This window comes from Gemmatimonadales bacterium, assembly GCA_036265815.1.
Classification (GTDB): Bacteria; Gemmatimonadota; Gemmatimonadetes; order Gemmatimonadales; family GWC2-71-9; genus CAVVWJ01.
In genome coordinates, this window is sequence record DATAOI010000087.1 from 25,909 (window position 1) to 52,085 (window position 26,177).

Annotated in this window: 16 protein-coding genes; 11 read left to right on the forward strand and 5 right to left on the reverse strand. The window is 67.5% G+C overall.

Translation table 11 applies throughout. The features are described from left to right. Positions 1-73 precede the first annotated feature (73 nt). Both VHR41_17220 and VHR41_17225 read left to right on the forward strand, forming a co-directional pair. Entirely contained in the window at positions 74-2,611 is a 2,538-nt protein-coding gene (locus VHR41_17220) for a DUF5916 domain-containing protein (protein HEX3235938.1), read from the forward strand. Positions 2,612-2,905: 294 nt separating this feature from the next. Beyond that, the gene (locus tag VHR41_17225) at positions 2,906-3,916 is read left to right on the forward strand and encodes a hypothetical protein (GenBank protein HEX3235939.1); all 1,011 of its coding nucleotides are present in this window, start codon (positions 2,906-2,908) and stop codon (positions 3,914-3,916) included. A 3-nt stretch (positions 3,917-3,919) separates the two neighbouring features. Here the strand turns inward: VHR41_17225 and VHR41_17230 are convergent, their stop codons facing one another. Then, positions 3,920-7,474: a hypothetical protein gene (locus tag VHR41_17230; protein HEX3235940.1), complete on the reverse strand. Its 3,555-nt coding sequence runs from the start codon at positions 7,472-7,474 to the stop codon at positions 3,920-3,922. Positions 7,475-7,516: 42 nt separating this feature from the next. Next, the gene (locus tag VHR41_17235; protein ID HEX3235941.1) at positions 7,517-8,011 is read right to left on the reverse strand and encodes a TlpA disulfide reductase family protein; all 495 of its coding nucleotides are present in this window, start codon (positions 8,009-8,011) and stop codon (positions 7,517-7,519) included. 345 nt (positions 8,012-8,356) lie between these two features. Here VHR41_17235 and VHR41_17240 point away from each other — a divergent pair, with 345 nt between their 5' ends. The 3 genes from VHR41_17240 to VHR41_17250 all read left to right on the forward strand — a co-directional run bounded on the left by VHR41_17240 (position 8,357) and on the right by VHR41_17250 (position 11,189). Next, positions 8,357-9,529 (forward strand): DUF4142 domain-containing protein, encoded by a 1,173-nt coding sequence (locus VHR41_17240; GenBank protein HEX3235942.1) that lies wholly within the window; start codon positions 8,357-8,359, stop codon positions 9,527-9,529. Between the two features lie 65 nt (positions 9,530-9,594). Next, the gene (locus VHR41_17245; protein HEX3235943.1) at positions 9,595-10,281 is read left to right on the forward strand and encodes a hypothetical protein; all 687 of its coding nucleotides are present in this window, start codon (positions 9,595-9,597) and stop codon (positions 10,279-10,281) included. Between the two features lie 695 nt (positions 10,282-10,976). Beyond that, positions 10,977-11,189 carry a cold-shock protein gene (locus VHR41_17250; protein ID HEX3235944.1) on the forward strand — a complete coding sequence of 71 codons (213 nt, stop codon included), beginning with the start codon at positions 10,977-10,979 and terminating at the stop codon, positions 11,187-11,189. Positions 11,190-11,252: 63 nt separating this feature from the next. On the opposite strand, the gene VHR41_17255 is transcribed toward VHR41_17250, so the two are convergent. From VHR41_17255 to VHR41_17265, 3 genes are all read right to left on the reverse strand, one after another. Further along, positions 11,253-13,451 (reverse strand): prolyl oligopeptidase family serine peptidase, encoded by a 2,199-nt coding sequence (locus VHR41_17255; protein ID HEX3235945.1) that lies wholly within the window; start codon positions 13,449-13,451, stop codon positions 11,253-11,255. A gap of 105 nt (positions 13,452-13,556) precedes the next feature. After that, positions 13,557-13,778 (reverse strand): hypothetical protein, encoded by a 222-nt coding sequence (locus tag VHR41_17260; protein HEX3235946.1) that lies wholly within the window; start codon positions 13,776-13,778, stop codon positions 13,557-13,559. Positions 13,779-13,978: 200 nt separating this feature from the next. After that, on the reverse strand, positions 13,979-16,225 hold the full coding sequence (locus tag VHR41_17265) for a glycogen debranching N-terminal domain-containing protein (protein HEX3235947.1): 2,247 nt from the start codon (positions 16,223-16,225) through the stop codon (positions 13,979-13,981). Positions 16,226-16,364: 139 nt separating this feature from the next. On the opposite strand from VHR41_17265, the gene VHR41_17270 reads away from it, so the two are divergent. The 6 genes from VHR41_17270 to VHR41_17295 all read left to right on the forward strand — a co-directional run bounded on the left by VHR41_17270 (position 16,365) and on the right by VHR41_17295 (position 26,118). Next, positions 16,365-19,112, forward strand: coding sequence for a UPF0182 family protein (locus VHR41_17270; GenBank protein HEX3235948.1), 2,748 nt, complete (start codon positions 16,365-16,367; stop codon positions 19,110-19,112). 61 nt (positions 19,113-19,173) lie between these two features. Then, on the forward strand, positions 19,174-21,798 hold the full coding sequence (locus VHR41_17275; protein ID HEX3235949.1) for a protein kinase: 2,625 nt from the start codon (positions 19,174-19,176) through the stop codon (positions 21,796-21,798). A gap of 54 nt (positions 21,799-21,852) precedes the next feature. After that, the gene (locus VHR41_17280) at positions 21,853-22,449 is read left to right on the forward strand and encodes a helix-turn-helix domain-containing protein (GenBank protein HEX3235950.1); all 597 of its coding nucleotides are present in this window, start codon (positions 21,853-21,855) and stop codon (positions 22,447-22,449) included. Continuing rightward, positions 22,446-23,312: an SRPBCC domain-containing protein gene (locus tag VHR41_17285; GenBank protein ID HEX3235951.1), complete on the forward strand. Its 867-nt coding sequence runs from the start codon at positions 22,446-22,448 to the stop codon at positions 23,310-23,312. Before VHR41_17280 ends, VHR41_17285 begins: the two co-directional genes overlap by 4 nt. Positions 23,313-23,349: 37 nt before the next feature. Continuing rightward, the gene (locus tag VHR41_17290; protein HEX3235952.1) at positions 23,350-23,925 is read left to right on the forward strand and encodes an isoprenylcysteine carboxylmethyltransferase family protein; all 576 of its coding nucleotides are present in this window, start codon (positions 23,350-23,352) and stop codon (positions 23,923-23,925) included. Positions 23,926-23,973: 48 nt separating this feature from the next. Beyond that, a complete protein-coding gene (locus VHR41_17295; protein HEX3235953.1) occupies positions 23,974-26,118 on the forward strand; it encodes a multicopper oxidase family protein in 2,145 nt (714 codons plus the stop codon). Positions 26,119-26,177: the final 59 nt, after the last annotated feature.

Below are 26,177 nucleotides of genomic sequence, written 5' to 3' on the forward strand. Positions count from 1 at the left end.
GGCGGGGCGATTTCGTCCAACCTTTTCGGCACAACCCGTGTCCAACCCGTGAACCTTCCCGCGGGTGTCTCACATGACTGCACTGCTCGGCGTTCTGTTGGGTCTTCAGGCGCAGGTGATGACGATCCCACGGCCGCGCCCGGCAACCACCGTCGTCCGGGCCACGCGCACGGCGGTGGCCCCCGTGCTCGACGGCCGGGATGACGACGTCGTGTGGCGGACCGCCCCGCCCGTCGACCAGTTCCTCGAGGCCAAGCCCAGCGAAGGCGTGGCACCGCGACTGCGGACGGAGGCGCGGGTGGCGTACGACGAGCACAACCTTTACGTGTTCGTCCGCGCATTCGATCCCCACCCTGACAGCATCGTCAGCCTGCTCGCCCGCCGGGATGACCTGCCCGCCTCCGATTACATCAGCGTGATGCTCGACCCCTACCACGACCGGCGGACCGGGTACGAGTTCTCGGTGAACCCCGCCGGGGTCAAGGCGGACTACGCGATCTATAACGATGGCGACGAGGACGTCGCCTGGGACGCGGTATGGGACGCCGCGACCCGGATCGATTCGCTTGGCTGGACCGCGGAGTATCGGATCCCGCTCTCCCAGCTGCACTACTCGTCCAAGGGAAGCGGCACGTTCGGCCTGCTCCTCTGGCGGGTCATCCAGCGCCATACCGCGACCGTCACCTGGCCACTCTATCGCACCTCGCGCTCGGGCCTCACCTCCCAGTTCGGCGAGCTGACCGGGCTGGACGGACTGGGCAGCCCGGGACACGCGGAGATCACGCCGTACGTCATCACCAAGAGCCAGCCGGACGCCGGCGCGGCCGACCCGGAGCAGAATCAGGAGGTCTCTCTCGGCGGCGATCTGAAATACCGGCTCGCCTCGAATCTGCTGCTCAACGCCACCGTCAATCCCGATTTCGGCCAGGTCGAGGCCGATCCGTCGGAGCTCAACCTCAGCGCCTTCGAGACCTTCTTCAGCGAGCGACGGCCGTTCTTCGTGGAGGGAAAGGGCCTCTTCACCTTCACCGTCAATTGCGTCGTGGTGGTCGACTGCAATACCGGGGAAGGGTTGTTCTATTCCCGCCGGATCGGGCGCTCGCCGCAGTTGGCCGACACCTATGGAGACGAGGCGTCCGCCACCTCGACCAAGATCCTGGGGGCCGGTAAGGTCACCGGACGCCTGCCGAACGGTTTCTCACTGGGGGCCCTCGACGCGGTGACCGATCATGTGGCGGGGCCGGGAGGCACCACGCTCGAGCCCGCGACCAATTACGGCGTGATCCGCGCCAATCAGGACTTCCACGGCGGCGATGCCAGCCTCGGGTTCATCGTAACGGGAGTGAACCGGTCGCTCGATGCCACCAGTGCGCCCTATCTCCATCGGAGCGCGTACGCCGGAGGAATCGATGGGCGGTGGCGGTTCCACGGCCGGTTCGAGATCTCCGGCTCGCTGGACCTGAGCCGGGTCGCGGGCGATGCGGCGGCGATCGCTCGCACCCAGCAGGACCCGGTCCATCTGTACCAGCGTCCGGACGGCCCGCTGACCTTCGATTCGACCCGGACCTCGTTGAGCGGCATCAATCAGGAGATCCGTTTCGCCAAGGTGGGCGGCAAGCGGCTGCACTTCGAGACGGCCTACCAGCGGCGGACGCCGGGGTTCGAGGTCAACGACCTCGGGTTCCTCCGCCAGGCCGACCAGCAGGAGTGGACCAGCTGGGCGAACCTGGCGTTCAATCATCCCAACCGGATTTTTCAGCAGCTCCGCTGGAATTTCAACAACTGGGAGCACTGGACCGCCGAGGGACTGCCGACCGAGCGGGCGTTCAACACCAATGTCCATGTCCAGTTCACCAACCGTTGGTGGCTGCACGTGGGGGGCACCATCGGCCAGCTCGGTGCTACCTATTGCGACCGTTGCGCGCGGGGTGGTCCGGCGGTCCGGCAGGACCCGTATCTCTCGCCCTGGATCACCATCCAGGGCGATGACCGCCGGCCGCTGGTGCCCTCCGTGTCGGCCAACTACACCAGGGGCGATCAGGGCCGCTCCGAGACGATCGACCTCTCGCCGACGCTCGATCTCAAGGTGTCCACTCGCTTTACCACCTCGCTCAGCGCGGAGTACAACCACAACCGGAACGACCTGCAGTACTTCGACACGTTCACCGACCCGGCCGGCGGGCAGCACTACACCTTCGCGCATCTGCAGCAGAGGACCCTGAGCTTCACCTGGCGGCTGGGCTACACCTTCACGCCCACCACCTCGCTCCAGGTCTACGCTTCGCCGTTCGTCTCCAAGGGCACCTACACCGACATCCGTGAAGTGGCGGACGCGCGGGCGAGCGAGTACTCGGGGCGCTACCGGCCCTATACTGACCCCGCCGTCGCCGAGGATGACAGCGGGTTCAACTTCCAGCAGTTCCGCTCCAACGTGGTGTTCCGCTGGGAGTATCGCCCGGGGTCGACGCTGTTCCTGGTCTGGAGCCAGGGACGGCAGGCGGATTCGCCGGTCGAGGGCGCCGAGTCCTTCCGCGGCGACCTCGGCGACCTGTTCGGCCGGCGGGCACGCGATACGTTCCTGGTGAAGGTGTCGTACTGGTTCACCCGCTGAGCCGGGGCGACCGCCCGAGCCTCAATTGTTCCGCAGCCACCCACTCTCCGCCCGCCGGATTGCCGGCCAGCTCACCTCGTGTGGCGCTTCGCGCCTCGATCTAGCCAAGATGGCGGGTAGATCTTCAGTCCACGTCGCAAGTCGGTGCGTGACTGTCTCTTGAGCTTCCCTTGACCGTCGCCCGTACTTTCTCCTCTGCAAGCTGTTAGCCGGACCAGTGAAGGGGATCGCGATCCCGCGAGTAGAGGCGTCGAGACGGTCATCCTTCCGTGATCCCTCGTACGAGGAGGACGCATGTCACCCCGCCCGCCGCTCATTCTCCCGCTCCTACTCAGCCTGTTCGCCGTCCTCTCCTGCGGTGAGGACACGACGCCGACCCAGCCCGGATCGACGGACGATCAGATCTCCGCCGCCACGGCATCGACCGCGTCGAACAGCTGGACCGACAAGGCTGCCCGTCCCGGAGAGTCCCTTTATGGGTTTGTCGGTGGAGTGGCTCCCAACTCGGCCGGGCAATCGATCCTCTACACCTTCGGCGGTGTCAATGACGAAGGGGGCAGCGGGTTTCCCATCCAGGCCTACAACGCGGCGACGAACAGCTGGTCGACGAAGACGTCGGAGGTTTACATGTACGACTTGAACGGCGTCGCCAAGATCGGGAGCAAGCTGTATTTCTCCGGTGGCCGCTCACACGACGGCACCGGGGACACACCGAGCGTGCCCACCACGTGGGCCTACGACTACACCAACGACCGCCTGACCCGGAAAGCCGACATGCCGAAGGCCACCTCCGAGGGCGTCACCGGGGTCATCGACGGCAAGATGTACGTGCTTCCTGGCTTCTGTGATGGTACGGGCTGGCCCTTCCCGGGCTACTGTGACCACTCGGCGATCCGCCAGTTGTTCCGCTACGATCCGGTGAACAACAAGTGGGGCGCCCTGCGGTCATGCCCCCACTATCATCCCTTCGGAGCGGGCGGGGTCATCAACGGGAAGTTCTATGTCGCAGGCGGCCTTGGCACCGCAGCGCTCGACGTCTTCGACCCTGCGACCGACAGTTGGAGTCCTCTCGCCCCGGTCCCCACCGCCGGGCGGGCCATCGGGACGATCCTCGGCCAGAAGCTCTACGTGATCACGGCAAGCGATAGCCATACCTACGCTTACGATCCCGGCACGAACACCTGGAAGGCCAGAGCTCCCTATCCTTCGGCAGGGCTGCCTCTGGCGCTCGGCCGGGTGGCACTGGATGGACGCAACTACCTGGTCGGGGTGGACGGCGCAGGCTCCCACCTGTACACGCCGTAGCCGTCACTCCCTGGACGAGACCAAGGCCTTGCCCTGGAGCTCGCGCGATTCCGCTGGCGAGTCCTGATCCCCACTCCACCGGCCGTGCGCCGGCCGGTGGAGCGGATCGGCACCGATGGTGCCGACCAGCGAGGTCACATACTCGGGAGCGCTCATCCGCTCGAGCTCCGCGCGCGCGTGCTCGAGACGCTTGGCGATGCCGAGGCGCACCGCCTCGTCGCGATGGCCCGCGCGCGCCAGGAATTGGGTCAAGCTCCGCGCGTGACGCTCCCAGAGCGCCACATCCCGCTGCTGCTTGATGGCCAGACGCTCGTGGTACCAGTCGCTGGCGAGCAGCGCTTCGCGGGTGAACAGCCTCCGGATATCGGGATGTCCCGCGTCTTTCCCTTGGTAGTGCCCGTGGGCCATGATGTGGAGCAACGCTCTGAGCGGAGGGCAGGCGTCCTCGATCGTACCATCCTTGAAATACGCCGCGGCCACCCGCTGCTGGGCCTCCACGATGTTGTCGATCCCGTCGGTGAAGACCGCCCGGTCCTGCAGCTCGGGCTGCAGGATCTCCTCGGTGAATACCGTGCTGGGATTGTCGAACACCCGCCCGAAGTAGGTGTGCACGAACTTGGCCGTGATGCGGTAGCCGAGGCGGCTGGCGAGCACCTTCCGGCCAGCGGATTCGTAGTCCTCGAGCTTCTCCAGGTGTCCGGCCTCGATCAGCCGCTTCGGGTCACGCTCGTGGGGGAACAGCCGGCACCAGATCTCGGGAATGAGCAGGCTGATGTCGTGGTCCACCCGGTAGCGCGGCCCGATGAATCCCGCCGCCGAGCTGAAGCCGGCGTAGCCGGTGAGCAGCATCGCGACCAGCGCGTTGTTGAGATCGGCGGTGGCTGCGAGCGCGTTGAATGGGCCCTTGGTGAGGGCCCCCTCCGACCCCGCCCCCGTGGTGCTCGGCGACGTTCCTGTCAGCGAGCACACGTAGTCCATGAACAGCTCCGGCAATTCCTGGTAGTGGATGGGTCCGTACACGCAAAGCGGACGGACGCCGTCTTCCGGCCGATTGTTCCGCCGCCCGGACAGTACGCTGATCACCGGGAACAGCACGGGCGCGTGGAGCGGGAGCCGCCGATTGAGCCGCGCGCCCATTTCCGCCACGTAGCGATCGCGCGGACGGGCGAGGTCGGGCCTGAGCTGCAGGTAGCGCGGATTCTTGGTGGGCTTGCCGCCGATCAGCCGGGGCTGGGCCGAGCAGATGGAGAAACCGTCGTCGGCGAGCGCCGCGTTCGCGGCGACATGCTCGCGCATCGGTGGGGTGAAGGCGTCATGCACCGCCACGTCCTCTACGATCCGCTGCGCGTCCGCTCGGGTGAGCGGCTGGAAGTTCGAGCAGAAGAGGCCCGGCCCCGCCATGTCCTCCTCGGTCTGCCGGTCCAGGCCGGGATGGATGGCGTCGTCCGGGCGCTGGAACAGCCGCACCTCGCAGTTCTCCGCCAGCTTGAGGCTGGGATGGCCGTCGTACTCGCCCGGGAGCCCGATCAGGCGGCGTGCCGGGACCACCACCGCGGCGGTGATATCGTCCTCCATCTGCACCTTGTCGGCCGCGACGAAGTCCTGCCGCAGCTTGTAGGTGCGCCAGGCCCCGTGCTCCTCGCGGCCGATCCGGAGATAGTTGGCCACCAGTCGCCGGCCCTCGTACTTGAGCTCGTGCCCCGGCGCGCCGTTGATGATGTCGACGCTGAAGTAACGCTGCCAATCATCCCCCCACTCGGGCCGGTGAAAGCGCTTGATGACGAAGACCAGCGCGCGCACATGATTGGGAATGCTCTCGAGCCACGCGTTGTACTCCGGCGTGAACTCGGCCGGATTGGGGGTGAGCAGCTTGACCACCGAGCCGAGCGAGCGGTCGGGGGAGAGGATCGGCCGTGAAGCTCCGCGCCCGTCCGCCGCGCGAAGCTCGGACAGGCGTACCTCCTCGTAGTCCCGCTCGAAGATCGCCTGGACCTGCGCCATGTCGTCGTCGAAACTTCGTACGTAGAAGGAGCCCGGCAGCACCGCGTCGACCAGGCTCTTGCTGATCTCCGACTTGCCCCCACCCGATACGGTGCACGGCTTGTGGCAGAATGCGCCCTCCGGCACGGTTCCGATCAGCCGCCAGCTCGGCGCCGCGCGATGCTTGGCCATGCGGACCTTGTAGCCGCTCGGGTGGATGTAAATCCGCCCGGGCAGAAGCTTGAGGTGCTGCTCCTTCCCCTGGCTCATCCAGGTGATGTCCTGGCGGGGGACGTCGATCACCATGTCTTCCGGCATGTAGTGGATCTCGGGATACTGCACGTCGGTCGCGTACCCCGAGTCGTGGAACCTGGCGCGCTGCCCCAGGAGCCCGCGCACTTCGGCGAAGCGGTGACTGGCGCTCACGATCCTCACGAGATCCGGGACGAACCGGTCGCCCAGGTTGAAGGTCGGAAAGGCCAGCACCCCGCCCGCGTGCTCCTCCTCCGCCAGGCCGAAGAGGTTGGCGCTGTAGCCGATCTGGGTCTTGATCTCCTTCTTGCAGTACCCGAAATAGTTGTCGGCGAGGATGGTGACCATCACGCCCTGGGTTCCGCGCGAGGTGACCTTGAATGGCCTGCCCTCGTTGTAGAGCTCGCCCTCGTCGGCCCAGCACATGCCCGCCGCGCGCTCGGCCTCGGTGGCGCGGCTCACGTGCGGCAGGCCCAGGTCCGTCTTCCGAAGCCGGGTGAGGTGGGGCGCCAGGATCACGCAGCCGCTGTGGCCGGTCCAGCCGTCCACGTCGAGCGCGGCGTCGTTGGCCGGCAGGTACGGATCGCCGGCGTTGCCGAAGATGCTCTCCACGAAATCCAGGTTCGAGACCAGCCCGCCGGGCGCGAAGAAGCGCACCTCCATCCGCTTTTCCGGGGCCACCCTGGGGACCGCCGGACACACCAGCGGCCGCAGCAGGAGCGAGACCACGGTCTCGACCGGATCGGACCAGTTGATGGTGAAGGGGAGGCGAGTCAACTGGGCCGGAGGCCGCAGGGCCTCCTGCAGCAGGCGAACGAATGCGCCGAGCGGCACCCGGGTCTTGTCCGCGGGAATGGGAAGTCCACCCTCGGCCACGTGGAACACGCCCTGGGTGGTGCGGCGATCGTTGACCGGATTGTGCAGCACGCCGTTGTCCAGCCGGTAACTCGAGACCAGCTCGTTGTGCCACGCGTTCCCGTCGATCGGCAAGGACAGCTCTCGGGCGAGTCCGTAATGATCGAGGATGAGGGTCTCGGCGGGCAGCCGTACCGGCTCGGCAAAACCGGCGGCCGCCAACAGCGCGTCGATGTAGTCCTGGATCCGCCGGTCGGCCGGGCACAGGTGCTCGGAGAGCAGCCGGGTCTGCTCCCGATAGCGGGCGAAGAGATCGCCCGCAAGCTGGAGCACGTTCTCGTCACCGGTATCCGCCGGGATCTGGACGCCCATGGCCGCGAGCTTGAGCAGGATGGAGCTGACGGCAGCGTGGCGGTCCGGGAGCCAGACCGACCCGTCGGGGCGGAGGCCTACTGCACGCTCGAGCTCCATGGCGGCCTCCCTGCGCGGGGTAGTTCGAGGTTCGGCATCAGCTCACCCCGCGACACGCTTCAGCGCGTCCGCGAAATCCTGCTTGCCGCCGAAACCGGTGTAAATGACCTTGCCCTTGGCGTCGATGATCACGACGTACGAGGTCCCGGGCACCTGGTAGGCCTTGAGGCTGGTCTTGCCCTCGTCCCAGAGCGGCCGGTACGGGGGTTTCTCGGTGTCGCGGTACCGGCGCACCCGTGCGAGGGTCTGGTTGGTGGTGACGTTCATCCCCAGGAATTCGACCTTGGCGCCATAGCGCGCGGCCGCCGCTTTCACCGTAGGGAGCAGCTCCGCGCAGTTGGTGCACCAGGTCGCCCAGAACTCCAGGAAGACCGGCTTCTTTCCGATCCACCGCCCCAAATCAACTCGGTTCCCATCGAGGTCCTGCACCGTGACCACGGGTGCTTTGTCTCCGACGGCGATGCCGGTTTGTGCCCCGGCCGGGCGGGCGGCCAGGAGCCCCGCTGCGAGCAGGACCGGCGTGAATCCTTTTCTCATAGGACCCTTCCCACTGGAGATCCGCCCTCGAGGGGCGGCTATGCCCGGTTGGCCGGGGTGTCTACACAACGTCTCCCCACGGCATGCATCCGTCAACGTCTCCGAGGTGCACGGCGGTGCCCCCGAGCCAGCGCCTGCTGACGGCGCAATGAGTTCTATTGCAATAAGTTACGTGGGTACTGAGGGATGGCTATCAGGCGGGGGCCGAAGTGGCCCAGGTGGTCAAACTGTCCCCGTGCGTGGGGTCACATCTCGGTCCGGCGCCGGGGGCTATCGTCTGGTTGAGGGCGCCCGTCCGGGCGCCACTTACTGGAGCTTCGCGCCTGAGCGCAGGAGAGGAAAGCCATGTCCGTAGCAAGACTCATCACCACCGCCGCGGGACTCACTCTGGCCTTCGCGGCCGCGCCTGCGAGCACGCTGCATTCGCAGACGACGCCAGCCCGGGACACATCCGCCCGGATCATCTTTGGGAAGGGCGCGCCGACCACCGCACCAGCGCAGGTGACGCTCGATTCGTTGGCGGACACCGCCTTCGTGCGTGAAGCCATCGCGGGCAATCTCCTGGAGGTGCGGCTAGGCCGGGCGGCGATGCAACGAGCCTCGAGTCCCGCCGTCAAGCAATTTGGCCAGCAGATGTTCAGAGATCACACCACCATGGGCAATCAGTGGAGCGCGCTTATCAGCAGGAACCGGCTGCCCGTCAAGGTGGCGCTGGACCCGGCCCAGGAGCAACAGGCCAGTCGGCTGGAGCGACTGTCCGGCGCGGACTTCGATCGGAACTACATGAACTCCATGATTCAGGACCACCAGCAGGATGCCCAGGCCTTCCAGAGTCAGGGGCTGTCAGCGCGTTCCGCCGATGTGCGGCAGCTTGCGTCCAGCGACCTGGCGACGATTCAACAACACCTGAGCATGGCCCAGCAGGTCGGAGCCCAGGTGGGCGCGAGCACCAACGTCGCGGTCGCACCGCAGAATCCTCAGAATACGCGGGTCACCAGTCAGAATGCTCAGGTGCATCCGCAACGAGTCACCGGCCGCGCGGATGAGCTCAAGGCGGACCGGAAATTCGTAGAGGAGATGGGTGCGGATAACACCCTGGAGATCCGCCTTGGCCGGGCGGCGCAGCAGAAGGCCAGCAACTCCGCGGTGAAGCGGTTCGCGGACCACATGGTGGACGACTTCAGCAAGTGGCAGGATCGCTGGGCCGGCGTGGCCTCGAGAAACGGCATGTCGCTCCAGCGGGGTATGGGATCTCAGCATCAGGAGAAGTTGGATCGGGTGCAGAAGCGGTCGGGCGCCGAGTTCGATCGGACCTATATGACGACCGTGATCGAGCATCTCGAATCGATGGTGCCGTACTTCCAGAATGAGGGCAGGTCTGCCAATTCAAATCAGGTCCGAAGCCTGGTGGCGGACGAGCTCCCGGCGCTGCAGCAGAATCTGGCGCAGGCCCGGCGGATCGGCGATCAGGTGAAGGCCGAGACCGGCCGTTCTCGGAACGTGTCGAAGAACCGGTAGCTGCAGCCGTCGTAGTTGGGATGGGAACGCCCAGGGGGGGCCTGAAACCCCCTGGGCGTTCTCTTGTGAAGGGAGGCAGCGCCCAAGCGACACGCATCCTCTCCATCATTGCAGCCATCGTCTTCGCCGTCACCACGATGCTCGCGGGGTACGTGAACATCGGTCTGCCCCCGGTCGTGATCGTCGGCGGATCGAGCGTGATTGCCCTGGTGATGTGGAGCCGGACGTACCTGAGAAAGCCACTCGACCCCGCGGTCATCCTCCCGCTCTTCCTGCTGACGGTGGCGGCGCTGGAGGTCCATATGGCGGAGGAGTACCTGACCGGCTTCGGGCCGGCCATGAGCCGGCTTTTCGATATCAGCTGGACGGAGCGGTCATTCCTGATGGTGTTCGCCTTCATCGGGCCGGCGCTCTATGCGCTGACGGCGCTGGGCCTCTTCTATCGCGTGCCCCTGGCTGGCTTTCTCGCGTGGTTCATCTTCATCGGCCCCGGGGTGGCGGAGTTTACCCACTTCATCTTTCCGATACTCCGGCCGGCGATACAGCCCGAGTTGCCGGGCACGATTTCCCAGGTAGTGTCGAACGGCGGATTCGTGGCGGGCATGCGCAACTACTACCTGCACACCACCGGGGTGTACTACTTCCCGGGACTCTATACGGCGGTCCTGCCGATGATCCCGGGCATCTGGGCAATCCAGCGGGTGATCCGGGCGAGCCGGGAGGATCGGCTGGCGTCCCGGGCCCTGACGTGATGCGATAGTCGGGGGTTCCCAAGCCTGGGTCGAGTTCTCCCGAGGTCCGCGGCGGCCCGGCTCGATCCTGAGGCCGTGAGGGAAGCAGCGGAGCGGGTCGCCGGCGGCCTTGGCGGCGGACTCCCTCAGCGCCCAGGCGAGCGCGGGCTGGAGCGAGGAGCATGTGCCTACATCCTCAACCAGGCGTCACGCTCGATGCCATCACGGGTGACGCGCGCCTGTCAATCGGTTACTCGGGCTTCACCGGCGATACGTCTGGCATGATTACCTGCCGCACGCTCGGCGCAGTCGAGGTCCTGGTCGACGGGGCGCCGGCTCGAGGCGCGGGGCTATTCGTTTGCGGCCCGGCTCACGCGGCTGGTGATCGCGGAGGACATGCTGTCGCCGGGGCAACGTCGACGTCTGCTGGCGGCGATGCGAGACGTGCGGTCCCCGACCCGCTGAGTCGTCCCTTGCTCTTTGGCTCGCATCGACTTACATTGTCTCATCGGCGCGAGTGCGCCGCCGATATCGGACGTGATCAGGCAGGGGCTGGCGTCACCGCCGGCCCTTTTTCATGTCAAAAGTGGTTGTCGTTCCAGGCGCAATGCTGCGCCGCGGCAGCCAAGCCCCGCGTGGAGGCGGAATCCACGTGAACCGTAGTCGGTCGTGCGGCCTGTCCCCACTCCGATTACATAAGGAACAAGGAGTAGGACATGGCACGCACTACCGGAACGGTCAAGTGGTTCAACGACGCCAAGGGCTTCGGCTTCATCACGCCCGAGGGCGGTCAGAAGGACTGCTTCGTCCACCATTCCGCGATCCAGGCTCAGGGCTTCAAGAGCCTGGCCGAGGGCGAGCGGGTCGAGTTCGACGTCGTGCAGGGTCAGAAGGGCCCCGCCGCGGAGAATGTCGTCAAGCTGACGTAACTCGGAACCGCGATGTCGCGGTTGACGGCCGGCTCGCCTCGGGCGAGCCGGCCGTTTCGTCGTTTACGGCGTCACCGTCTTCACCGGCGTCGGCCCCATCCCGGTATGCTGGGCCACGAACGTCCAGATGTCCGCCCACTCGTCGATCCGGCGGTCCAGCGGCCGGTAACCGTGGCTGCCCTGCGCCTCGACCCGGAGGAGCACGGGATTCGCGCAGCCCGCCGCCGCTGTCTGCGCGGCCTGGAGCGTAGCCGTGAACTTGTAGGAATGGCTGGGCACCACCCGGTCGTCGTGATCGGCCGTGGTGACCAGGGTCGCGGGATAACAGATGCCTGGTTTGATGTTGTGCAGTGGAGAGTATCTGCGCAGATACTCGAAGCTGGCCGAGTCGTTCGGGGTGCCGTACTCGGCGGTCCACGCATTCCCGCCGGTGAATTGGTTGAACCGCAGCATATCCATGACACCCACCTGCGGCACCGCCGCCGCGAACAGCTCGGGGCGCTGAGTCATTGCCGCACCCACCAGCAGCCCGCCGTTCGACCCACCGTTGATGGCCAGCCTCTCGGGCGAGGTGTACTTCTCACGGACCAGATACTCCGCCGCCGCGATGAAGTCATCGAACACGTTCTGCTTCCGCTGGAACATTCCCGCTTGGTGCCAGCGCTCCCCGTACTCGCCGCCGCCCCGGATGTTCGGCACCGCGTAGACACCGCCCTGCTCCACCCACGCGATCACTGCCGGGCTGAAGGAGGGAGTAATGCTGATCGAGAAGCCGCCGTAGGCAGAGAGCATCGTCGGATTCTCGCCGTTCTTCACCAGGTCGCGCCGGTGGGTGACGAACATCGGGACCCGGGTGCCATCGTTGCTGGTATAGAAGACGCGCTCGGTCTCGAATCGGCCGGGGTCGAAGGTGAGCGGGGGTGGCTCGAACGGGCGGCTCGTACCGGTCTTCGCGTTGTAGAGAAACGCCGTGCTCGGCGCGAGCGGCGCGGTATAGCTGTAGAAGAGCTCGGGACGATCGAAGCGCCCGACCAGCCCGCTCGCACTGCCGAGTCCCGGCATCGGTACGTCTCGCTCGAGCGACCCCTGGAGGGAGTAGAGCCGGACGACCGCGGCCACGTCCCGCAGGGAGAGCACCGCCAGTTTCCCTGCCACGAGCGAGGCGCTCTCGATCGGCATCTCGCCGGCGGCCAGCACCGTGGTCCAGCTCTTCGGGTCGAGGGGGGCTGCCGGGAGCGAGACAATCCTGCGGTTGGGTGTGTCCTTGTCCGTCTGGAGGTACAGCCGCCCGCGCACGACGCCAAGGGGCAGGTAGTTGGCGTCCTGCCCGGTGACCACCGGCCGGATCGCCGCGCGGAGGTTCGGCCTGGCCGGATTGCCGAGGTCGGCGAGGTAGAGCTCGTTCTTGTCTGTGCCCTTGGACGTGTAAACGATAAGGAATCGGCCGGTCTCGTCCGTTCCGCCGCCCACGAACCAGGTCGGCTGGTCGGGACGCTCGTAGATCCTGAGATCCCGCGACTGCGAGCTCCCGAGCCGATGGTAATAGAGGGTCTGATGCTCGAGTTTGGCCTTCAGCTCCTCACCGGGTGGCGGGGCGGGATATCGGGAATAGAAGAAGCCCTGGTCGTCCTGGGTCCAGGACACGTCGGTGAACCTCGCCCAGCGAATGGTGTCGGCCGTGTTCTTCCCGGTCGCGAGATCGCGCACGTGGAAGGTCATCCAGTCGGCACCGCCTTCGCTCAGACCGTAGGTCACGAACCGGCCTTTGGGCGACGGGGCGAACGCGGAGAGCTGCACCGAGCCATCGGGCGACAGCTCATTGGGATCGATCACCACCCGCGCCGCCCCTTGGAGCGTCGAACGGGAGTACCACACGTTCTGCCGCTGGAGTCCCGAGTTCCTGGTGTAGAACCAGCGGCCGCCTTGCCAGAACGGCACGCCGGTCCGGGGAAAGTTGAAGAGCGCGGTGAGCCGCTGCTTCAGCGCATCGCGGCCCGGCAGGGCGGCCAGGTACGGCATGGTCACCGCGTTCTGCGCTTTGATCCAGGCGGCAACGTCGGCGCTGTCGATCGACTCCAGCCATCGGTACGGATCGGCGATGCGGGTGCCGTGGAAGTCGGCGACGGTGTCGACGGTGCGGGTCGGGGGATAGTGCAGCGGCGCCGGCTGTTGGCCGGCGGCGAACGTCAGCGGAACGAGGAGTGCGGTGGCGAGAGCGGCGGCGAGCGCCCGAATCGCGACTCGCCGGCGGGCGGGCGTCATTGGCACCTCATGGTCGATCAAGCGGAACGCGAGCGCAGGCGGGGGGAAGGCCCGGATAGCATAGCCCGGGGTCTCTCGACCGTCAACCGCGGCGGTGCTTCAGGACTACGGCGTCCTGCTGGCGGAAGCCGCGCGCTCGATTTCGCCCGTGAGCCTCGCCTGATAGTTCGCCGCCTCCGCCTGCTTGCCCCAGCCTCGATACAAGGCCACGAGGTCGTGGAGCGTGTGTTCCCTCAGGGTCCGGTGATACCAGTTGGTGGCGGCAGCGAGGGTCCGGTAGCTCTCGACCAGGAGTTTTTCCGCCTCGGGGTGCCTTCCGAGCGCCATTAAGCACAGGCCGAGTGTCCGTTGTGCCCTCGCGGTACGGCGGTCGCCTGGCCCAAGCTTCTCGACCCGTCGGGCGAGCGCCTGCCGCAGGAGTGGCTCGGGCGATAGCGGCGGAGCCCACATACAGGGCGGCCCCATACAAGAGCGCAGGCCGCGATGTCGAGTACTCCGAGGGCTGGCTCTCCGCCAGCCCTTTTTCCTCAGGGGAGCACGCTGTCGACCAGGGCCCGGAATCGATCCCCGAGGCCCGCCGACAGCGATTCGGGTGGCGGTTGGCGGACCAGGCGCAGCGGCCCTCGTTTGCGGACCACTTCGGCATCGGTATAGCCATCTTCCCGCCGCCAAAAGCGCAACGTCGCACGGGTCTCGCCTAAGCGGAGACCTTCGAGGGTCACCTCGGGCAGCCAGTCCGGGAGCATCGGGTCGATCGCCAGCAGATGCAGGGGCGCCACCGGCTGGAGACCGAGGATCGTCTGCAGCAGCAGCGGGAGCGCGCTCTGATTCCACGCCTGGGGAGCGTTGGCCCTGGGGTAGGCCCCGGGATGGGGGAACTCGGATCGCGCGTAGCCGCCCACGCACTCCGGCACGCGATAGCCCTCGTACAGCATGGCCAGGTCCACCATCGCCTCGAACAGGTCCAGCGTTCTCGCGTCCAGTCCGTACCGTCTGAGCCCGAACGCCATCGTCCCGTTCTCGACCGTCCAGATGCTGCCCAGATGGTAGCTGATCGGGTTGTAGGAGGGATGCTCGCTCGAGAGCGTGCGGATGCCCCAGCCGCTGAACATATCCGGGGCGAAGAGCCTGCCCACGACGGGGGGAACGTGCTCGTCGGCGATGATCCCCGCGGCCAGGCAGTGACCCACGTTGGAGGTGATGCTTCGTGCGGGACGCTTCTCGGGGTCGAGCGCGAGCGCGAAGAACCGTTCGTCCGGCATCCACCAGTCGCGGTTGAATCGCTCCTTGAGGGACTGGGCCGACGCCCAGTGGGCCTTCGCCTCGCCCACCTGCCCGAGCGCCGCGGCCAGTACCGCGGTGAGCTGTTGAGCCGCGAACCAGTACCCCTGGATCTCGCAGGTCGCGATCGGCGCCGGTACCTGGCGTCCATCCTCGTAGACGATTCCGTTGCCGCTGTCCTTCCATCCCTGGTTCTTGGGCCCGTCCTTCGCGTGCGTCTGGTACTCGAGATAGCCGTCGCCGTCACGATCGCCGTACTCCCGCGCCCAGTCGAGGATCCGCCGAGCGGCGTCCCAGTGACGACGGACCGGTCGCACGTCCCCGGTCCAGGCATAGAGCTGCGCCAGCGAGATGACGAACATGAACGGACTGGCGAAGTCCGCGTAGTATCGGGCGAACGAGTTCATCCCCAGCCTGGCCAGCGGCCCCCGGCGCACCGAGTGAATGATCCGGCCCGGCTCCTCGTCGCGCTCGGGCACCACCGCGGTGCCCTGGAGCTCGGCCAGACGGACCAGGGTCGCCGCGAGCAGCTCGCCGCGGTCCAGCACGGTCGCCTGCCAGGTGGAGGTGAGAGAATCCCGTCCGAACAGCGCCGGATACAGTGGAGCACCGGCCGCGGGTGCGAGCCAGCCCTCCGTGGTTCCCTCCAGCAGTGCGAAGGAGCCCAGGTCGTCCATCGCCCGCTGTACCATGTCGCCGAAGGGGAGCCGGCCGTTGGTGTGCACCCGCGTCACCCGGGAGCGCCATTCGGTCATCACCCGCTCTCGCGCGGCGAGCCCCGCCACATCCGGCAGGTCTTCATCTCCCAGAGCGGTCACCCGGAGGCGTACGGTCCTGCCCTCGCCGCGCTGGAGAACCAACGAGGTCACCAGCCGATCGCTCTCGGCCCGCCAGCTCGCCCCATCGGCTTCGGCGCTCGTCTCCAGCGGCAGACCGGGCTGCTGGTAGCGAAACCGGAGCCGCTCTGCTTCGGCCAGGCGCTCGACGCCCGCTTGCTGCTGCCGAGCTCCCGCGTCCGCCTCGAGCAGGTCCGCGTAGTCGGCGTCGAGACACCACGCGAGCTCCAGCGCCGCGCGCTCGGCCCAGCGATTGGTGATCGTGAGCTCCACCTCCAGAGCGTAGAAGCCCACCCGGTAGAGCGTGATCAGGTCGATCGCCCGCCGGGGCAGGCCCCGGGCGTCACGGGGAAGCTCGTCCCCCGCGGTCCCGCTCCCGCCGCCGCTGCCGCCGGCGAGCTCAGGGTATGCATAGGTGAATGCCAGCTCGTTCTGCCTCCCGGCCCCCACCGCGCATAACCAGGGCGCCTCTCCGTTCAGCTCGAGACGGAGGCGGCTCAGGTACCGTGTCTCGCGAAAGTAGAATCCGGACAGCACCGGCTCCTCACCTCCGCCGCACTCTCCCCGGTGGTCGGTGATGAGCAGCGCGGGGCCTTGCCAGGCGTAGCGCTCGCCGGGCCGGATCTCGACTTGTCGTGTGACGTGGTCCGCTCGCATCGAACCGCTCCCGCGGGTGTGAGCCAGGAAGTTCGCAGGCTCGCGCCGGTCGGCGGGTGAGACGCGTCACACTGTGTCGACGCGGGTGGACCACCGCCTATTCCCCTCTGCCGGCGTCGGACGTACACTTTCGCGCACGATGAGCCGCCGCTTTCCGCCTCCGCGCCCTCGATTACGCTTCCGCCTGCTGCCGACGCTGTTCGCCGCGCTGGTCGCGGGATTCTTCCTGTTCCCTGCTCTCAACCTCCTGCTCACCGACTGGTGGTGGTTCCGCGAGATCGGATACCAGATCGTCTTCACCCGGCAGCTGAGCACCAAATGGCTGCTCTTCCTGGCCGGTGGCGGGCTGACGGCGGGCGTGCTCTACCTGAACCTGCGCGCCGCGCAGCGTGGCCTGGTGCCCGATCCGATCGTGCTCAAGTTCGGACAATCGGTCCCCCGGCTGGACATCACCGCGGCGCTTGGCCGCCTGAGCCTTCCGGTCTCGCTCGCCCTGGGCCTCCTGGCTGGGCTGACGCTCACCTCCGCCTGGGAGGCCGCACTCGGGCTGATCTATGGCACCAGCTTCGGGACCGCCGATCCGATCTTCTCCCGCGACATCGGCTTCTACGTGTTCACGCTGCCCGCCCTGGCCATCGTCCTCGGCTGGTTGACCACGCTCGCCGTCATCTGTCTGCTCCTGCTCGCTCCCCTCTATTGGCTGCGCGGCGACGTGGTGCCCGGCCCGGGGTGGCTCCGGATCGAGCCCACGGCGGGGCTGCATCTGGCGATCGTCCTGGCGGTTCTGTTCCTCCTGACGGCGCTCCGCCTCTGGCTGGTGACGATCCCCGGCCTGCTCTATTCGACCACCGGCCCGCTGGTCGGCGCCAGCTACACCGATCTGCACGCGAGCCTGCCGGCGCTCCGGCTCTCCGCCGTCGTGGCGCTTCTCGCGGCCGCGGCCGTGCTGATCGGAGGCATGCGGCGGCAGCTGCCCCGCTACGCACTGCTGGCCATCGGTGGCTATCTCCTGGTGGGCATTGTCGGTCGGGGACTCATTCCCCAGGTGATACAGAAGCTCGTGGTGGCTCCGACCGAGCTCACCCGCGAGACGCCGTACCTCGGGCATCACATCGTCGCCACCCGGCGGGCGTGGGGTCTCGACAGCGTGGATGCCCGCGAGCTGAACGGCGAAGCCAGCCTCACGCCGGCCGACATCCGGGCCAACGCCCCCACCATCCAGAATGTGCGGCTCTGGGACCGGGAACCGCTGCTGCTGACCTTCGGCCAGCTTCAGGAGATCCGCACCTATTACGATTTCATCTCGGTGGACGACGACCGCTACTGGATCGACGGGAAGTACCGCCAGGTGTTGCTCTCGCCCCGGGAGCTCAATCCCGCCTCGCTGCCGACCCGGACGTTCATCAACGAGCATCTCACGTTCACTCATGGGATGGGACTTACCCTCGGTCCGGTCAACCAGGTGACCAGCGAGGGCCTGCCGGTGCTGTTCGTGAAAGACCTGCCCCCGGTCTCCACCGTGTCGCTCAAGGTCAGCCGCCCCCAGATCTATTACGGCGAGCTCGCCAACGACTTCGTCTTCGTGAACACGCGGCAGCGCGAGTTCGATCACCCGTCTGGCGAAGCAAACGTCTACGCGGTGTATCGCGGGACCGGCGGCGTCCGCATCGGCAACCTCGTCCGCCGGCTGCTCCTCGCCGCCCGATTCGGCTCCTCCAAGATCCTCTTCTCAGGCGACATCACCAGCGACAGCCGGGTGCTCTACTACCGAACCATCATGGAGCGCGCCCGGAAGGCGCTGCCGTTCCTTCGGTTCGATCGGGATCCCTATCTGGTGATCGCGGCCGACGGCACCCTCAAGTGGATCATGGACGCCTATACCGTCACCGACGGCTATCCCTACGCGCAGCCGCTGCGCGATGGCACGACCTACATGCGGAACAGCGTCAAGCTCGTGATCGACGCGTACAATGGGTCGCTCACCGCGTATGTCAGCGCCCCGACCGACCCGTTGATCCGGACCTGGGCGCGCATCTTTCCCGGCATCTTCTCGCCGCTCGCCAGCATGCCCGCCGACCTTCGGGCGCACCTCCGCTACCCCGACGAGATCTACCGGATCCAGACCAGCCTCTATACCACCTACCACATGGACCAGCCGGAGGACTTCTATCACCGGGAGGACCAGTGGCAGATCCCGGTCGTCGCCGAGGCGCAGGAGTCGGTGCCGTTCATGCGGCACATCATCATGCGCCTGCCCGACGAGAAGGAGGCCGAGTTCATCTACATGGTGCCGTTCACGCCGCGGGGGAAGGACAACCTGGCCGCCTGGATGGTCGCGAGGAACGACGGCGCCGCCTACGGGCGGCTCCGGGTGTACCGGCTCTCCCGGCAGAGCCTGGTGTACGGCCCGCAGCAGATCGAGAACCGGATCAACCAGGACACCGAGATCTCCCGCCAGATCTCGCTCTGGGACCAGCGCGGCTCCAAGGTGATCCGGGGAGACCTGCTGGTGATCCCGATCGAAGCGTCACTGCTCTACGTCCAGCCACTCTACCTTCAGGCGGAAGGCGGGCGGATCCCCGAGCTCAAGCGGGTGGTCGTCGCCTACCAGAATCGGGTGGTGATGCAGGAGACGCTGGACGGCGCGCTGGCCGAGCTCTTCGGCGGATCGGGGCCGCCACCGGCGCAGCCGGGACCAGTCGTGACGCCGGGCGCCGAGCCGGCCGATTCCGGGCTCCAGTCACTGGTGGCCGAGGCCCGGCGCCGGTACGAGGCGGCAGTGGAGGCACAGCGGGAGATCGACTGGGCTCGCTACGGCGAGGAGTTCCGCCGGCTGGGCGAGCTGCTCGAGCGCCTGGGAAAGGAAGCAGCCAAATCGAAACGCTAGGCTGGTCGCCTTTCCATCCTGTTCTCGATATCCTTCCGTAGACTCGACCACATACCCTCGAATGGCGTCCGTCCAAGAACGTCTCGCTGCGGCTCTCGCCGATCGATACCGGCTCGAACGGGGGCCGGACGGTGAGCTGTCCCTGTTGGGTCGGGGCGGCACCGCCACGGTGTACCTCGCGCACGACCTCCGGCACGACCGTCACGTGGCGCTCAAGGTCGTGCATCCGGAGCTCGCCGTCTCGGTCGGAGCGGAGCGGTTCCTCCGGGAGATCCGCTTCGTCGCCCGGCTCTCCCATCCACATATCCTGCCGCTCTTCGATTCCGGTGAGGCCGACGGCCTGTTGTACTACGTCATGCCTTACCTCCAGGGCGAGTCCCTGCGCCGGCGGCTGCGCGAGGGACCGCTTCCCCTCCAGGTGGCCATACGGATTACCCGCGAGGTCGCGATGGCCCTGGATCATGCCCATCGCCAGGGGGTGATCCACCGCGACATCAAGCCGGAGAACATCTTGTTCGAGGACGATCAGGCGGTCGTCGCCGACTTCGGCATCGCCACGGCGGTGGAAGTCGCCGGGGGAGATCGGCTCACCGAGTCCGGGCGGGCCATCGGGACGCCGGCCTACATGAGCCCGGAACAGGCGGGGGGCGAGGATGCCCAGGACGGCAGAAGCGACATCTATAGCCTGGGATGCGTGCTCTACGAGATGCTTGGAGGCCAGCCACCGTTCACCGGTGCTACGGCACAGGCGGTCATGGCCCAGCAGGTGATGGCGCCGCTGCCGCCGCTCCGGTCCCGCCGACCGGAAGTGCCGGAATCGGTAGCTCAGGTACTGGCCCGGGCGCTGGCCAAGGAGCCACGGGATCGCTTCGCCACGGCGGCGGAGTTCAGCGCCGCGCTGGAAAGCGCTCTGTCGACCACTCGGCCAGCCGCTGGCCGGTCACGCCACCGGGCCGCACTCCTGACAGCCGGGGCAGTCACCGGGGCGGCCCTCATGCTCGCCCTCGGCCTGGCGAACCGGGGTGAGAAACCAGACGAGACACCGTCCATCGTCGTGCTGCCATTCCAGAACCTGGGCGCGGCGGAAGACCGCTACTTCACCGATGGCATCACCGAGGAGATCACCAGCCGGCTGGCCATGCTCCCCAGCCTCGGCGTCATCTCCCGGACCAGCGCCGAGCAGTATCGGGCCAGTCCAAAGCCGGTGAAAAAGATCGGGCGGGAGCTCGGCGCCGAGTACGTCCTCGAGGGCAGTGTGCGATGGGAGAAGTCCCCCGGAGGGACCAGCCGGGTGCGGGTCACCCCGCAGCTCATCCGGGTATCGGACGACCGGCACCTCTGGGCCGGGCGCTACGACGAGACGCTCGAGGAGGTCTTCGACGTGCAGTCCAGGATCGCGGAGCAGGTCGCGACCGCCCTGGACCTGGCACTGCGTGAGCCGGACCGCCAGGCCATCGCCTCGCGACCCACCGCGAATCTCCAGGCCTACGACCTGTACCTTCGGGGAAACGATTATTTCACCCGTGCCGCCGATCCCGAAGGGCTTCGCACGGCCGAGCAGATGTACACCAGGGCCACCGAGCTGGATCCCCGCTTCGCGCTGGCCTTCGCCCGGCTGGCCCGGACCCACATCTGGCAATTCCAGCTCCTCGCGGACCGGACCCCTGAGCGTCTGGCCAAGGCTCGGAGCGCCGTCGATTCCGCGCTCGGGCTCGCGCCCCGTTTGCCGGAGGCGCACCTCGCGCTGGGACAGATCCACTACTGGGGCGAGCTCGATTATCAGCAGGCGCTCCGGGAATTCCGGATCGCCCAGGCGGGCGACCCTGGGAACGGCGACCTCGCCTGGGCGCGAGGACTGGTCGAGCGGCGCCTGGGCCAGTGGGACCAGGCGATCGCGGACCTGCGGCGTGCCGTCGACCTCGACCCGAGATCACTGGTCAAGAACCTCGACCTGTTCGAGGTGTACCTGCGCCGGCGGGAGTATCGGCAGGCGGGGCGCTACATCGACCGAGCCCTCGAGCTGGAGCCGGACTCGCCGGTCTATTTCTACAAGGCCATTCTGGTCCTCGCGCGGGACGGAAATCTCGACGCGGCCGCCGGGGTCTTGAAGGAGGGGATCCGTCGGGTCGGAATGGACGCAGTGGTCTACTGGGCTCCGCAGTCCGACGCCGGCGCAATGCTCTGGCGGAGCCTGGACAGCACGGCCCAGGCGGCCGTCGAGCGTCTCTCCATCGACCGCTTCGGCACCGATTCCGGGGGCTACTATCTCGTCAAGGCCAGGGCGCACCGGTACCGGGGCGATCTCGCGACCGGGCGGATCTACTTCGATTCCGCGGCGGCGGTCCTGGAGGGCAGGAGCCGGGTTCGACCGGACGATCCCTCGCTTCACGCGGCGCTCGCCCTCGCCTACGCGGGCGGAGGGCGCCGGGGAGAAGCCGTTCGGGAGGGCCTGCAGGCCGTGGAGCTTCGGCCACCCTCGAAGGACAGCTGGTATGGGGTGGACATGCTGCACAACCTGGCGGTGGTGTACGCCATCCTGGGCGAGGCCGAGCCGGCAGTGAAGCAGCTCCGAGTGCTGCTCGCGGTGCCCTCCTGGATCTCGGTTCCCTGGCTCCGGGCTGACCCGACGTGGGATGCCATCCGTGGGCATCCGGAGTTCCAGGCGCTGGTGAAGCGGGGCACGTGAGCGGACACATAATACAGTCTTGACAAGAATTGTTGTCCGTGACATGTTCGCTCCATGATGCCGACGCCCTCCCTCCATGTCATCCACCGAGCCGACTCCGCCGCCGTGGTGCTCGACCCCATCCGGCAGCGGCTGCTCGGCGCACTGAGCCAGCCCGATTCGGCCGCCGGACTCGCCCGCCGGCTGCGGCTCCCCCGCCAGAAGATCAACTACCACCTCCGGGCCCTCGAGGCCGCCGGCGTGGTCGAGCTGGTCGAGGAGCGCCGCAAGGGGAACTGCATCGAGCGAGTGGTCCGCGCCACCGCGCGGTCGTTCATGATCAGCCCGGAGGCCCTCGGGGCCCTCGGACCCACCGCGGAAACGGCGAGCGATCGTCTCAGCGCGGCGTACCTCATGTCCGCCGCCGGGCGGACCATCCGGGATGTCGCCTCGCTCGACGCACGCGCGCGGAAAGAAGGTAGGCGGATCGCCACCCTCACCCTCGAAACGGATGTGCGCTTCGCCAGCGCGGCCTCCCGGGCCGCCTTTGCCGAGGAGTTGGCGGACACGCTGGCCCGCCTCGCGGCCAAGTACCACGACGATCGGGCCACCGGGGGCCGGGAATTCCGGCTGCTCGCGACCGTTCATCCGACGCCCAAAGATCGACCATGAAGGAGACGACCATGGAGAAGACCGCGACTGAAGCGGAGCAGCGGCGCGCGTTCGAGATGTCGCTCGACATCGATGCGTCGCGAGAGGACGTGTGGCGGGCGCTGACCGAGGCGGAGGAGCTGGTGCGATGGTTCCCGCTCGAGGCTCGTGTCACGCCGGGCGAGGGCGGCTCCATGATGTGGTCATGGGGAGAAGGTTGGGAGTGGGAGACGCGGATCGACGCCTGGGAGCCGGGGCGGCTCTTGCGCCTGGTACAGGAGGATGCGCGGCCGTACGACTCGCAGGGCCGCCCGCTGCCGCCAGGCGAGGCCGAGCCGGCGCGAATCGCGATGGAGTTCACCTTGGAGACGCATCAGGGGAACACCCGGCTCAGGCTGGTGCACTCGGGGTTCGGCCACGGGTCCGCGTGGGAGAACGAGCTGGAAGGAATCACCGAAGGCTGGCAGGCCGAGCTCCGGGGCCTCCGGCATTACCTGGCGCATCACCGGGGGAAGGGCCGCCACGCGGGGCGCGCATGGCTCACCACATCGACGCCCCGGGAGGCCGCGTGGGTCAGGCTGCTCGGCCCCGGCGGATTCCCGGTGATGCCGGCCGAGCCGAGGGAGGGCGAGCCATACGAGGTGGTGGCGCCCGGCGGGCAGCGGTTCAGCGGCACCGTCGAGCTCCATCTGCCGGGCCAGACCCTGGCGGGCACGGTCCGCGAGCTGGAGGGCGGCTGGTTCCGGCTGCTCACCTGGAGGGAGGCCTCCGGGAGCACCGGCGTGTGGGCGTGGATCTCGACCTACTCGGGAGACGAAGCACCGGTGCGGCAGTTCAAGCAGCGGGCGCAGGCAGCGCTGGAACGGCTTTTTCCTGAGCGGTAAGCCTACCGGCGGCGGCTCGACCGTGCAGATTTCCGGCATGACGCTCGAGCTCATCATCGGCATCATCATCCCGACGCTCTGGATCGCCTGGCTCGTGTACTGGTGGTACAGTGCCCGGAATGTGAAGCCAACCCGCGTGCGGGAGCCGCTGCACTCGCAGCTGCAGCATCGCGTTCCGCTCATGCTCGCCGCCTTTCTCCTGGCCGCACCACGCTGGGTGCCCGGGGTGCTCACCAGGCGATTTCTCCCCGCGGGTCCCGTCTTCCCCATTCTGGGCACGATCATGCTGGCGGCCGGCTTAGGGTTCTCGGTCTGGGCCCGCCGGCACCTCGGCCGCAACTGGAGCGCGCAGGTGGTGGTGAAGGAGGACCATGCGCTGGTCCGCAGCGGTCCGTACCGGTACCTGCGCCACCCGATCTACACCGGCCTCCTGCTGGCCTTTCTGGGCATGGTGGTGACTATCGGGGAATTGAGGGCCATCCTGGCCTTCGCGTTCGCGCTGCTCGCCTTCGCGCGGAAGAGCCGGGCGGAGGAAGACCGGATGCGGGAGACGTTCCCGGAGTACGAGCGGTATCGGCAGGACACGGCGGCGCTGATCCCGTTCGTTTACTGACGCGCCGGCCCGGGGGCGAGGCTCAAGCCGGGATTAGATTCTCTCGTGATGCCTCCCCTCTGCTACCGCGCTCTGCTGGCTTTCGCGATTGGTCTCGTACCGGCGCGGGCTGCCGCCCAGCACCGCCCCTGCGACACTCCCGATTCATTGGGGCCGAGTCGCGATCTCTACTGCATGGAGCTGGTGCCGGTGCCCGGGATGGACGGTGTCTCCGGCCGGGTCGAGCTCGGCTATCTGCCGGGCCCCTTCACGATAGCGGTGAGCTCCACCGGCCAGCTCCGCTACCGCCCGATCATCTACCTGGCCGGACTCCCGGCACCCGCGTCGCTCGGCAGCTACCGGACCTATGTCGCCTGGGTCTCGCCACCCACCATGTACCCGGCCATCAAGCTCGGAGCGGTGCGGAACGGCAGCAGCGTCCTTCCCCCGGTGGAGCTGGAGAAGTTCGTCGTCCTCGTCACCGCCGAATCGAGTACCCGGGTGAAGCAGCCGAGCGGCCCAATGGTGCTCCGGGGGCAATCACCCAGCACCCGTCTCTTCCCGCCCGACCTGCTGACCTTCTCCATCGGCTCTGCGCCGGTCCAGCCGGGCGCCGATCACCACGGCCATCACGAGATGCCGGGCGATTCCGGCGGGGTCCGCTGGAGCTCGATCCCGATGCCTCCCGGTCTCACGATGCTTCCCGCCGAGATGACGCTCCGCCCGGATGCGAGGGCGTACCTTCCGGAGGCGGAAGCGCCCCTCGCGCGCCCGAGTGAGGTCGTCCACCTCGAACCTGGCGACACCCTCCGGCTCGAGGCTGCGCTGGTACGCCGGACTCTCCTGGGACGAAGCACCACGATGTATGCCTTCAACGGACAGCAGCCGGGCCCGTTGATCGAGGTGCGCCGCGGATCCGAGATCACCGTGGCGTTCACCAACCATCTCCCGCAACCGACGACGGTGCACTGGCACGGCATCCGCCTGGACAGCCGGAACGACGGTGTGCCCGGCATGACCCAGCCGGCGGTTCCTCCCGGCGGCCAGTTCAGCTACCGGCTCCGCTTTCCCGACGCGGGGATGTACTGGTATCACCCGCACGTTCGGGAGGATGTCCAGCAGGAGCTCGGCCTCTACGGCAACCTGCGGGTGCGGTCACCCGGGGACGGAGAATACGGGCCGGCCAATCGCGAAGCCGTGCTGATGCTCGACGACCTGCTGATCGGCGACGACGGGCTGGTGCCGCTCGGCGCGGAGTCGCCCACCCACGCCCTGATGGGAAGGTTCGGCAACACGCTGCTGGTGAACGGGGAGCCGCACTATCACCTCGCGGTGAAGCGCGGCGAAGTGGTCCGATTCTTCTTCACCAACGCGGCGAGCACACGGGCATTCAACATCTCCTTCCCCGGCGCCCGGATGAAGGTGGTGGCATCGGACGCCGGCCCCTACGAGCGCGAAGCGTGGGTCGAGAGCGTGGTGATCGGGCCGGCGGAGCGCTACGTGGTCCAGGTGCGGTTCGAGCGCACTGGAAGAGTGGCGCTGGTGAACCGGGTACGGGGGCTCGACCATCTCTACGGCCGCTTCTTCCGCGAGGCCGACACCCTCGGCGTGGTGCAGGTCTCACCTGGCCGGGTCGGCCGCGATCTGGAGCGCAGCTTTGCCGCTTTGCGACGCGATACCGTCAGGGCCTCGGAGATGGAGCGCTATCGGCGCGCGGCGGCGGGCGCTCCCGAGAAGATCCTGATCCTCACCCTCGAGACCCACGACCTGCCATCCGTCACCCGGCGACTGATGCAGCTCGACTCCATCTATTTCGCCCCGGTGGAGTGGAGCGGGACGATGCCGATGATGAACTGGGCATCGACCGGCCGGCAGGTGCGCTGGATCCTCCGCGACCCCGCCACTGGCCGGGAGAACATGGATATCGACTGGCGCTTCCGCCGGGGCGAGCCGGTCAGGATCCGGCTGGTCAACCGGCGGGAGAGCTTCCACGCGATGCAGCACCCCATCCACCTGCATGGTCAGCGGTTTCTGGTGCTGGCCGTGAACGGCGTGCCGAACGAGAACCTGGTCTGGAAGGACACCGTGATGGTTCCGGCGGGGGCCACGGTGGAGATCCTGCTGGATCCGGCGAATCCGGGCCGATGGATGCTGCACTGTCACATCGCGGAGCATCTCTCGGCGGGAATGATGGCGGGGTTTACGGTGGAGTAGCGGGATTCCGAACTTGACCGGATGCACCCACCGGCGCAGGTTGTGCCGGATGCCGGCTC

What these genes read in the sequence shown, in the direction of transcription:
- VHR41_17220 (HEX3235938.1), top strand. Translation starts at nt 74, where the DNA reads ATGACTGCACTGCTCGGCGTTCTGTTGGGTCTTCAGGCGCAGGTGATG.
- VHR41_17225 (HEX3235939.1), top strand. Translation starts at nt 2,906, where the DNA reads ATGTCACCCCGCCCGCCGCTCATTCTCCCGCTCCTACTCAGCCTGTTC.
- VHR41_17230 (HEX3235940.1), bottom strand. Translation starts at nt 7,474, where the DNA reads ATGGAGCTCGAGCGTGCAGTAGGCCTCCGCCCCGACGGGTCGGTCTGG.
- VHR41_17235 (HEX3235941.1), bottom strand. Translation starts at nt 8,011, where the DNA reads ATGAGAAAAGGATTCACGCCGGTCCTGCTCGCAGCGGGGCTCCTGGCC.
- VHR41_17240 (HEX3235942.1), top strand. Translation starts at nt 8,357, where the DNA reads ATGTCCGTAGCAAGACTCATCACCACCGCCGCGGGACTCACTCTGGCC.
- VHR41_17250 (HEX3235944.1), top strand. Translation starts at nt 10,977, where the DNA reads ATGGCACGCACTACCGGAACGGTCAAGTGGTTCAACGACGCCAAGGGC.
- VHR41_17255 (HEX3235945.1), bottom strand. Translation starts at nt 13,451, where the DNA reads ATGACGCCCGCCCGCCGGCGAGTCGCGATTCGGGCGCTCGCCGCCGCT.
- VHR41_17260 (HEX3235946.1), bottom strand. Translation starts at nt 13,778, where the DNA reads ATGGCGCTCGGAAGGCACCCCGAGGCGGAAAAACTCCTGGTCGAGAGC.
- VHR41_17265 (HEX3235947.1), bottom strand. Translation starts at nt 16,225, where the DNA reads ATGCGAGCGGACCACGTCACACGACAAGTCGAGATCCGGCCCGGCGAG.
- VHR41_17270 (HEX3235948.1), top strand. Translation starts at nt 16,365, where the DNA reads ATGAGCCGCCGCTTTCCGCCTCCGCGCCCTCGATTACGCTTCCGCCTG.
- VHR41_17275 (HEX3235949.1), top strand. Translation starts at nt 19,174, where the DNA reads ATGGCGTCCGTCCAAGAACGTCTCGCTGCGGCTCTCGCCGATCGATAC.
- VHR41_17280 (HEX3235950.1), top strand. Translation starts at nt 21,853, where the DNA reads ATGATGCCGACGCCCTCCCTCCATGTCATCCACCGAGCCGACTCCGCC.
- VHR41_17285 (HEX3235951.1), top strand. Translation starts at nt 22,446, where the DNA reads ATGAAGGAGACGACCATGGAGAAGACCGCGACTGAAGCGGAGCAGCGG.
- VHR41_17290 (HEX3235952.1), top strand. Translation starts at nt 23,350, where the DNA reads ATGACGCTCGAGCTCATCATCGGCATCATCATCCCGACGCTCTGGATC.
- VHR41_17295 (HEX3235953.1), top strand. Translation starts at nt 23,974, where the DNA reads ATGCCTCCCCTCTGCTACCGCGCTCTGCTGGCTTTCGCGATTGGTCTC.